Below are 7,095 nucleotides of genomic sequence, written 5' to 3' on the forward strand. Positions count from 1 at the left end.
GGTGTCGACGGCGGCGTCGGCGGCCTGCTCGGTCAAGCCGCGGTGGCGTTGGTTGTGGGTTTGCCACGTCCCGGCGGCCCTGAGCCGTCTGTGCGGACCGGCGGCCGCGGTGCACGCTCCCACCTCGCAGGTCCACACCGGAACCCCGCCGCGAGCCCCGTCGCGCCGCCACTAAAGTGAGCCCGCACCTCGCACGACCGCAGCGCCTCCCCCTTCCTGCGTTCGAAGGACAGCGAGCCCATGGCCCGTAGAGTCGGCTTCCGCGCCAAGTTCCGGTACTGGTTCGACAACACGCTGTCGCGCGGCACGATCGGCCTGATCGGATGGCTCGCCGCCGCGTCGGCCGTGCTGATCCTCGTCGTCGCCGCGGCGGTGGAGATCGTCGACCCGACCGGCAAGGGCGACGAGCCGCTGCTGCTGCTCTGGGAGACGTTCGTCACCGCGTTCAGCCTGTCCGCGCCGGTCGACGGCAAGTGGCCGGTCCTGGGGCTCATGTTCGTGCTCGCCCTCGGCGGCATCTTCATCGTCAGCGCCCTGGTCGGTCTGCTCACCAGCGGCGTCAACCGGCGGCTGGAGCAGCTGCGCAAGGGCCGCTCGCAGGTGCTGGAGACCGACCACACGGTCGTGCTGGGCTGGTCGGACCAGATCTACACCGTCCTCGGCGAGCTGATCGAGGCCAACGCCAGCCGCCGCCGCGCCGCCGTGGTCGTGCTCGCCGAGCAGGACAAGGTCGCCATGGAGGACCGGGTCCGCCACCGGCTGCCCGAGACCGGCCGCACCCGGCTGGTGTTCCGCACCGGCAGTCCGCTCGACCTGCGCGACCTGGAGCTGGTCAACCTCAACGAGGCCCGCTCCATCATCGTGCTGGCCCCGGACGGCGTGCCGCCCGAGGACGCCGACGCGTTCGTGCTCAAGATCCTGCTCGCGATCAACAAGGGCCCCGCGTTCCGGGGCCGCCCGCACCACGTCGTCGCGGCGGTACGCGACAGCCGCAACCTCGCCGTCGCCGAGCTGGCCGGCGGCGACGCGGTCGTGCTCGACGGCGACGACATCGGCGCCCGGCTGATCGTGCAGACCGCCCGCCAGTCCAAGCTGTCCGTGGTCTACCACGACCTGTTCGACTTCGGCGGCGACGAGATCTACATGACCGTCGAGCCGACGCTGGTCAACCGCCCGTTCGCCGACGCACTGCGGGCATACCGGGAGTGCTGCCCGCTGGGCCTGCTGCTGGCCGACGGCAAGACCGTGCTCAACCCGCCCCCCGGCACGCTGATCAGCCCCGGCGACCGGATCGTGCTGCTCGCCCGCGACGACTCCACGATCAAGCCGGCCACCGGGCGGTTCCCGGTCGACGAGACCGCGATCGTGCACGCCGTACGCGGCCCCGCCGCGCCCGAGAGCACCCTCATCCTCGGCTGGAACCGGCGCGCCACCCGCATCATCGAGCAGCTCGACGTGTACGTCACCGCCGGTTCGACGGTCGACGTCGTCATCGACCGGGCCGACGCCGCAGGCGCCGTGAACCGGCTCGCGTCGCGGCTGCGCAACCTCACGCTGCGCGCCCGCACCGGCGACACCCGCGACCGCGGCCTGCTGGAGACGCTGGACGTGGTGGCGTACCACAACGTGATCGTGCTGGCCGACGACGACCTGGACGCCCTCACCGCCGACTCCCGGGTGCTGGTCACGCTGCTGCACGTACGCGACATCCTGGCCGGGCGCGGGCCCGGCTCGATCGTCAGCGAGATGCGCGACGAGCGCGACCGCGCGCTGGCGCAGCTGACCAAGGCCGACGACTTCGTGGTCAGCGAGCAGCTGGTGAGCCTGCTGATGACCCAGATCTCGGAGAACCGGCACCTGGAGTCGGTCTTCGCCGACCTGTTCGACGCCGACGGCGCCGAGATCTACATCCGGCCCGCCAGCTACTACCTGCGACCGACCGCCCAGGTCACCTTCGCGACCGTGGTCGAGGCGGCGTACCGGCGGGCCGAGGTCGCCATCGGCTACCGGCTCGCCGACCCGGGCGACGGCCACGGCGTGGTGCTCAACCCGGACAAGGAGCTGGTCATGCCCGCCATCGACCGGGTGATCGTGCTGGCCTCGGGCTGAGCACGCCGGACGCGGATGCCGCGCGGATGGGGGATCGGGACGGAGTGCGGATCCGGCGACGGCCGGTTGCGCGTGACCGATCAGCGTCGGCTCCGCGGAAATGCCGGCCCGCGATGCAACGCCGGGCGCGCACATCTCGTTCCTGGTTGACGTGACCCCCTCTGACGAGCAGGACTTCACGGAGTTCGTGCGCGCCCACGGCGACCGGCTGCTGCGCTTCGCGCGGCTGCTGGTGCCCGACGCCGCCGAGGCCGAGGACGTGCTGCAGACCGCCCTGCTGCGGCTGACCCGGCACTGGTCGCGCCGGCTCGACTCACCGGAGGCGTACGTCCGCGCGGCACTGGTGAACCTGGCCCGCGACCGCGGCCGCCGCCGGCACCTGGTGCCGCTGCCGGTGGAGCTGGAGCCGCGCCTGGCCCCGGCCGACCCCGACCACGCCGACGCGGTGGCCGCGCGGGCGCAGCTCGACCAGATGCTCGCCGGGCTCCCGCCGCGCCAGCGCGTGGCGGTGGTGCTGCGCGTGGTCGAAGGACTGAGCGAGGCCGAGACCGCCGCGCTGATGCGGTGCGCGCCGGGCACGGTCAAGAGCAACCTCGCCCGGGGCCTGGACCGGGCCCGCGACATCCTGCGGTCCGCACCCCACCCGGCGAAGGAGACGACGCGATGACCCCCATCCTCGACGATCCGGCACAGCGGCTGCGCGAGCTGGCCGCGGCGGCCGCGCCCGCCACCCGGGCCCGCGCCGACCTGGCCGCCGACGTGCTCCGGCAGGCCCGGCAGCGGCGGCGCCGCGGCCGGTGGCGCCGGGCGCTGCTCGGTGCCGGCTGCGGTGCCGCCGTGCTGGCCACGCTCGCCGCGAGCACGCTGCTGGGGCGTACCGACTTCTTCACCGTGCTCCCGCTGAGCGGGGCCATGAAGCCGACCCTGGCCCTCGACGAGCGGGTGATCCTCGACCGGTCCGCGGCCCCGGCCCGCGGCGACGTGGTGCTGGCCCGCGCGGTCTTCGAGGGCGAGGAGTTCGACCTGCTGTCGCGGGTGATCGGGCTGCCGGGGGACACCGTCGCCTGCCCGGCCGGCCCGGACGGGCGCTGCCCGGCGGTCGAGGTCAACGGCGCACCGCTGGCCGAGCCGTACGCCGCCGCGACCGGCACCGCACCGTTCGCCGCGGTGACCGTCCCGCCCGGACGGATGTTCCTGCTCGGCGACAACCGGGAGATCGCGCGCGACTCGCGGCACCTCGGCCCGCTGCCGCTGGAGGCGGTGTCCGGGGTCGCGGTGCGCATCCGGGGCGTGGACGGCCAGGTCCGCACCGTGCCCGGCGCGCCCCCGCACGACGGCCCAGGGGACACCGACAACGTCGACCCACCGGGGCCGAAACCGGAGACGCGGGCCACGCCCGGAAGCTGACGGGCGGCGGGCTGCCGCCGGTCTCATCACGGCAGCGGCTCCACCCCGGGACCCCCGCCCGCCGGGCGCACCTCGTCGCCCGGCGGCGTCAGCGTTCGCCGGGGCGGACCAACCCGCTCTCGTACGCGATGACGACCAGCTGCGCGCGGTCGCGGGCGTCCAGCTTGGTGAGCAGCCGGCTGACGTAGGTGCGCGCCGTGTCCGGGCTCAGGTGCAGCACCGCGCCGATCTCGGCGTTCGACCGGCCCGCGCCGACCTGCGCGAGGACGTCGCGCTCGCGCTCGGTGAGCGCGGACAGCCGCCCGGCGTCCGCGACCGGGGTGCGCGCCGCCGCGGCCAGCACGCGGCGGGTGACGGCGGGCGACAGCAGCGCGTCCCCGCCGGCGACGGTGCGCACCGCGTTGCGCAGCGCCTCCGGGGCGGTGTCCTTGAGCAGGAAACCGACCGCGCCCGCCCGGATGGCCTCGAAGAGGTACTCGTCGTCGTCGAACGTGGTGAGCATGACGACGTGGACCCGGGCGAGCGCCGGATCGGCCACGATGCGCCGGGTCGCCTCGATCCCGTCGACGCCGGGCATGCGTACGTCCATCAGCACCACGTCGGGCCGCTCGGCGCGGACCAGGCTCAGGCCGGCCGCGCCGTCGCCCGCCTCGCCGACGACGGTGATGTCGGGCGCCCGTTCCAGCACGGCGCGCAGCCCGGCCCGGATGAGGTGCTGGTCGTCGACGAGCACGACGCGCAGCGCGGTCATGCCGTGCCCCCGGGCAGGGGCAGGTCGGCGTGCACGCGGAAGCCGCCGAGCGCCGAGGTGCCGACGTCGACGGTGCCGCCGAGCAGCGCGATCCGTTCCGACATGCCGCGCAGACCATAGCCCGGCGCCCCGGGCTCCGCGGGCGCCACGCCACGGCCGTCGTCGACGACCTCCAGCGTCAGCAGCGCGCCGGTCACCCGCACCGCCACCTCCGCGCGGGTGGCCCGCGCGTGCCGCAGCACGTTCGTCAGCGCCTCCTGCACGACCCGGTACGCGGTCGTGCCCACGACCGTGGGCACCGTGCTCAGCTCGCCGCTGACGTGCAGCGCGACCGGCAGCCCGGCGCGGGCCAGCCCGTCGAGCAGCGCGGGAATCTCGTCGAGCCCCGGCATCGGCTCGCGGCGGTCCGCCTCCCGGCGCAGCGTGCCCAGCGTGGCCCGCAGCTCGGCCATCGCGCCGCCGCCCGCGGCCCGGATCGCGCCCAGCGCCGCCCGCACCTGCTCGGACGCGCCGTCGTCCAGCGCCTCCTCGGCCACCGCCGAGTGCAGCGTCACCACGGAGATCGCATGTCCCAGGGTGTCGTGCACCTCCCGGGCGATCCGCAGCCGCTCGGCCTCCACCTGGCGGGCGGCCTCCGCGCGGCGCTCCTCGGCCGCGGCCGCGGCCTGCCGGGCCAGCTCGGCCCGCAGCGCGCGCCTGCTGCGTACGGCGTCGCCGAGGGCGATCACGGCGACCATCAGCGCACCCTCGGAGCCGAGGCTCAGGCCCAGCACGATCGACGCGTCGTCGCCCTCGGCCAGCCGAATCCCGATCGAGGAGGCCAGCAGGGTCCCGGCGACCACCGCCGCGGCCCGGGTCCGGCCCCGCTCGGCGGCCGTGTAGAGGACCGCGGCCGCCGGCACGGCCAGCCCGATCGGGGCCAGGTCGAGCATGTAGTACGCGACGATGCCGGCGGCCACCGCCAGCAGTGCGAGCACCGGCCGGCTCCGGCCGAGCAGCGGCAGCGCCCCGAACCAGGCGGCGAACGCGTAACCCGGCGCCAGCTGGGCGGCCGCTCCGCCGTGCGTGGCCACGGCAGCCGCGACCAGGCAGAACGTGCCGACGGCCAGGAGCGCGTCGGTGCGGGTGGGTCGGCTGGCAGGCACGCTCCGAGCCTAGATCGGCACCGGGCCGCAGCGCTGTCGCCGGCAGGCGACACCTGGTCGCGGCCCCGTACGCCGAGAAGCGACTGGAGCTCGCGCCGCCGCTCGGCAGACGTGCCGGGCAGGCGGACCTAGCGTCGACGGCGACCGGAAAGACACCCTGGGAGGACCCCTCATGACCCGCACCAGACTGACCTGGATCGTGCTCATCGCCCTGGTATGGGCCGCGATGATGTCGTTCGGCGGCGTCGCCGCCGAGACGGTGATGCTGTACCCGAACATCTTCCGCGACCCGCCCGCATCGCTGGAGCTGGCCCGCGAGTTCATCGTCGCGGGCGGCCCGAGCGACTACTTCCCGCCGCTGGGCGCGAGCGTGGTCGTCTGCAGCCTCGCCGCGACCGTGCTCACCTGGCGGCACCGGCGGCTGCGGTGGTGGATCGCCGCCGCGACGCTGACCTTCCTCGCCTGCGAGTTCCTGTTCTCCGCGGTGTTCTTCTGGCCGCGTAACGAGATCATGTTCGTCGACCCGGTCGGCACCCACAGCGACGAGTACCTGCGCCAGGTCGCCGCCGAGTTCGTCGCCGGGCACTGGGTCCGCCTCGCGGGCGGCGCGGTCACCGCGGTGCTCGTCTTCACCGCCCTGCTGCGCTGGGTGCGGACCGCGCCCGCCGCCACTGCGACCACCACGCCCGCCCCGGCCACCGCGCCTGCTGCCGCCACCGCGGCCGCCGGTGGGGCCGAAGCCGCCGGGGCCGAGCGATGACGCCGCGCACGGCCGGGTCCGGCTTCTCGTGGCCCGTCCTCGTCGGGCTGGCCGCGCTGGCGGCGCCCCGAGTCGTCCTGCACGACCTGGACGTCGTGCAGGAGGGCAGCTTCGTCAACGCCCTGCTCGTGTTCGTCCCGCCGCTGTGCTGGATCGCCGCCGTGCTGTGGCGGCGCCCGCCGCGCCCGTTCCTGACCGTGCTGCTCATCGGCTCGGTGTACGGGGTGTTCCTCGCGGCCGGCCACCAGCTGCTCTGGGACGCGGCCTTCGACGGGGCGCCGCCGGCGCTGGGCGGCAACCTCGCCGACGTCGACCCGGCCGTGCAGCAGGTGCTGCTGCGCGGTGCCGCGGCCGTGTCGAGCCTCGTCACTGGCCTGGTAGTCGGGGCCGTCACGGGCGCGGTCGCGGCGCTGCTGCGCCGGGTGGTGCCTGGCGAGCCGGATCGGCCTGGCCAAGTCTGAGGCTCCGCCCGCCACGCCGACTGAGGGCGTGGCGGCGCGTCAGCACCGAATCAGGACGGTCAGGCGCCGTCCGAGCTAGCACGTAACGTCGCGCAGTGCTGGTAAGTCCGCCTGTCGGCCCGCCTTGGTGATTCGGTAGGTGATGTCGTCGCTTGAGCCTCGCAACGGATAGGGTCTCGGGACTTCGCAGCGTAGGCTGACTCGCAACGGACCTCGATGCCCCTCTGGAACGGTTGAGTGACGGCCTTCTCGGCTGCACCACTCCAGGAAATTCAGCATCAAAGGCGTGGCTCGGAGGTGGTGGCCCTGATGATGTGTCGCTAAATCACACACCGGCCAGTGCCTGAAATGGGGAAGCGCACCCCGCCTAACCTCGGTCTTTCACGAGTAGTAGATCTTGTCGCGCATTCGGATACGTGATTACGCCTGTCGGTTCCTGCTGGTGACGGGCATGCTGCTGGC

At 74.4% G+C, this 7,095-nt stretch carries 7 protein-coding genes; 5 read left to right on the forward strand and 2 right to left on the reverse strand.

Annotated features, from left to right (window positions below):
* The first annotated feature begins 240 nt into the window (after positions 1-240).
* From AB0J67_RS38060 to lepB, 3 genes are all read left to right on the forward strand, one after another.
* The gene (locus tag AB0J67_RS38060) at positions 241-2,109 is read left to right on the forward strand and encodes a hypothetical protein (protein WP_363490167.1); all 1,869 of its coding nucleotides are present in this window, start codon (positions 241-243) and stop codon (positions 2,107-2,109) included.
* A gap of 151 nt (positions 2,110-2,260) precedes the next feature.
* Entirely contained in the window at positions 2,261-2,776 is a 516-nt protein-coding gene (locus AB0J67_RS38065; protein ID WP_363490169.1) for a SigE family RNA polymerase sigma factor, read from the forward strand.
* Positions 2,773-3,516: a signal peptidase I gene (gene lepB, locus AB0J67_RS38070; RefSeq protein ID WP_363490171.1), complete on the forward strand. Its 744-nt coding sequence runs from the start codon at positions 2,773-2,775 to the stop codon at positions 3,514-3,516. The genes AB0J67_RS38065 and lepB overlap by 4 nt, the downstream gene beginning before the upstream one ends.
* Positions 3,517-3,604: 88 nt before the next feature.
* Here the strand turns inward: lepB and AB0J67_RS38075 are convergent, their stop codons facing one another.
* Both AB0J67_RS38075 and AB0J67_RS38080 read right to left on the reverse strand, forming a co-directional pair.
* On the reverse strand, positions 3,605-4,267 hold the full coding sequence (locus AB0J67_RS38075) for a response regulator transcription factor (RefSeq protein WP_363490173.1): 663 nt from the start codon (positions 4,265-4,267) through the stop codon (positions 3,605-3,607).
* Positions 4,264-5,412 carry a histidine kinase gene (locus tag AB0J67_RS38080; protein WP_363490175.1) on the reverse strand — a complete coding sequence of 383 codons (1,149 nt, stop codon included), beginning with the start codon at positions 5,410-5,412 and terminating at the stop codon, positions 4,264-4,266. The genes AB0J67_RS38075 and AB0J67_RS38080 overlap by 4 nt, the downstream gene beginning before the upstream one ends.
* 172 nt (positions 5,413-5,584) lie before the next feature.
* Between AB0J67_RS38080 and AB0J67_RS38085 the strand changes: the two genes are divergently transcribed.
* A complete protein-coding gene (locus AB0J67_RS38085) occupies positions 5,585-6,172 on the forward strand; it encodes a DUF1772 domain-containing protein (RefSeq protein WP_363490177.1) in 588 nt (195 codons plus the stop codon).
* Entirely contained in the window at positions 6,169-6,633 is a 465-nt protein-coding gene (locus AB0J67_RS38090; protein WP_363490179.1) for a hypothetical protein, read from the forward strand. The genes AB0J67_RS38085 and AB0J67_RS38090 overlap by 4 nt, the downstream gene beginning before the upstream one ends.
* The last annotated feature ends 462 nt before the right edge of the window (positions 6,634-7,095 follow it).

It is taken from the genome of Catellatospora sp. NPDC049609 (genome assembly GCF_040675365.1).
Lineage (GTDB): Bacteria > Actinomycetota > Actinomycetes > Mycobacteriales > Micromonosporaceae > Catellatospora.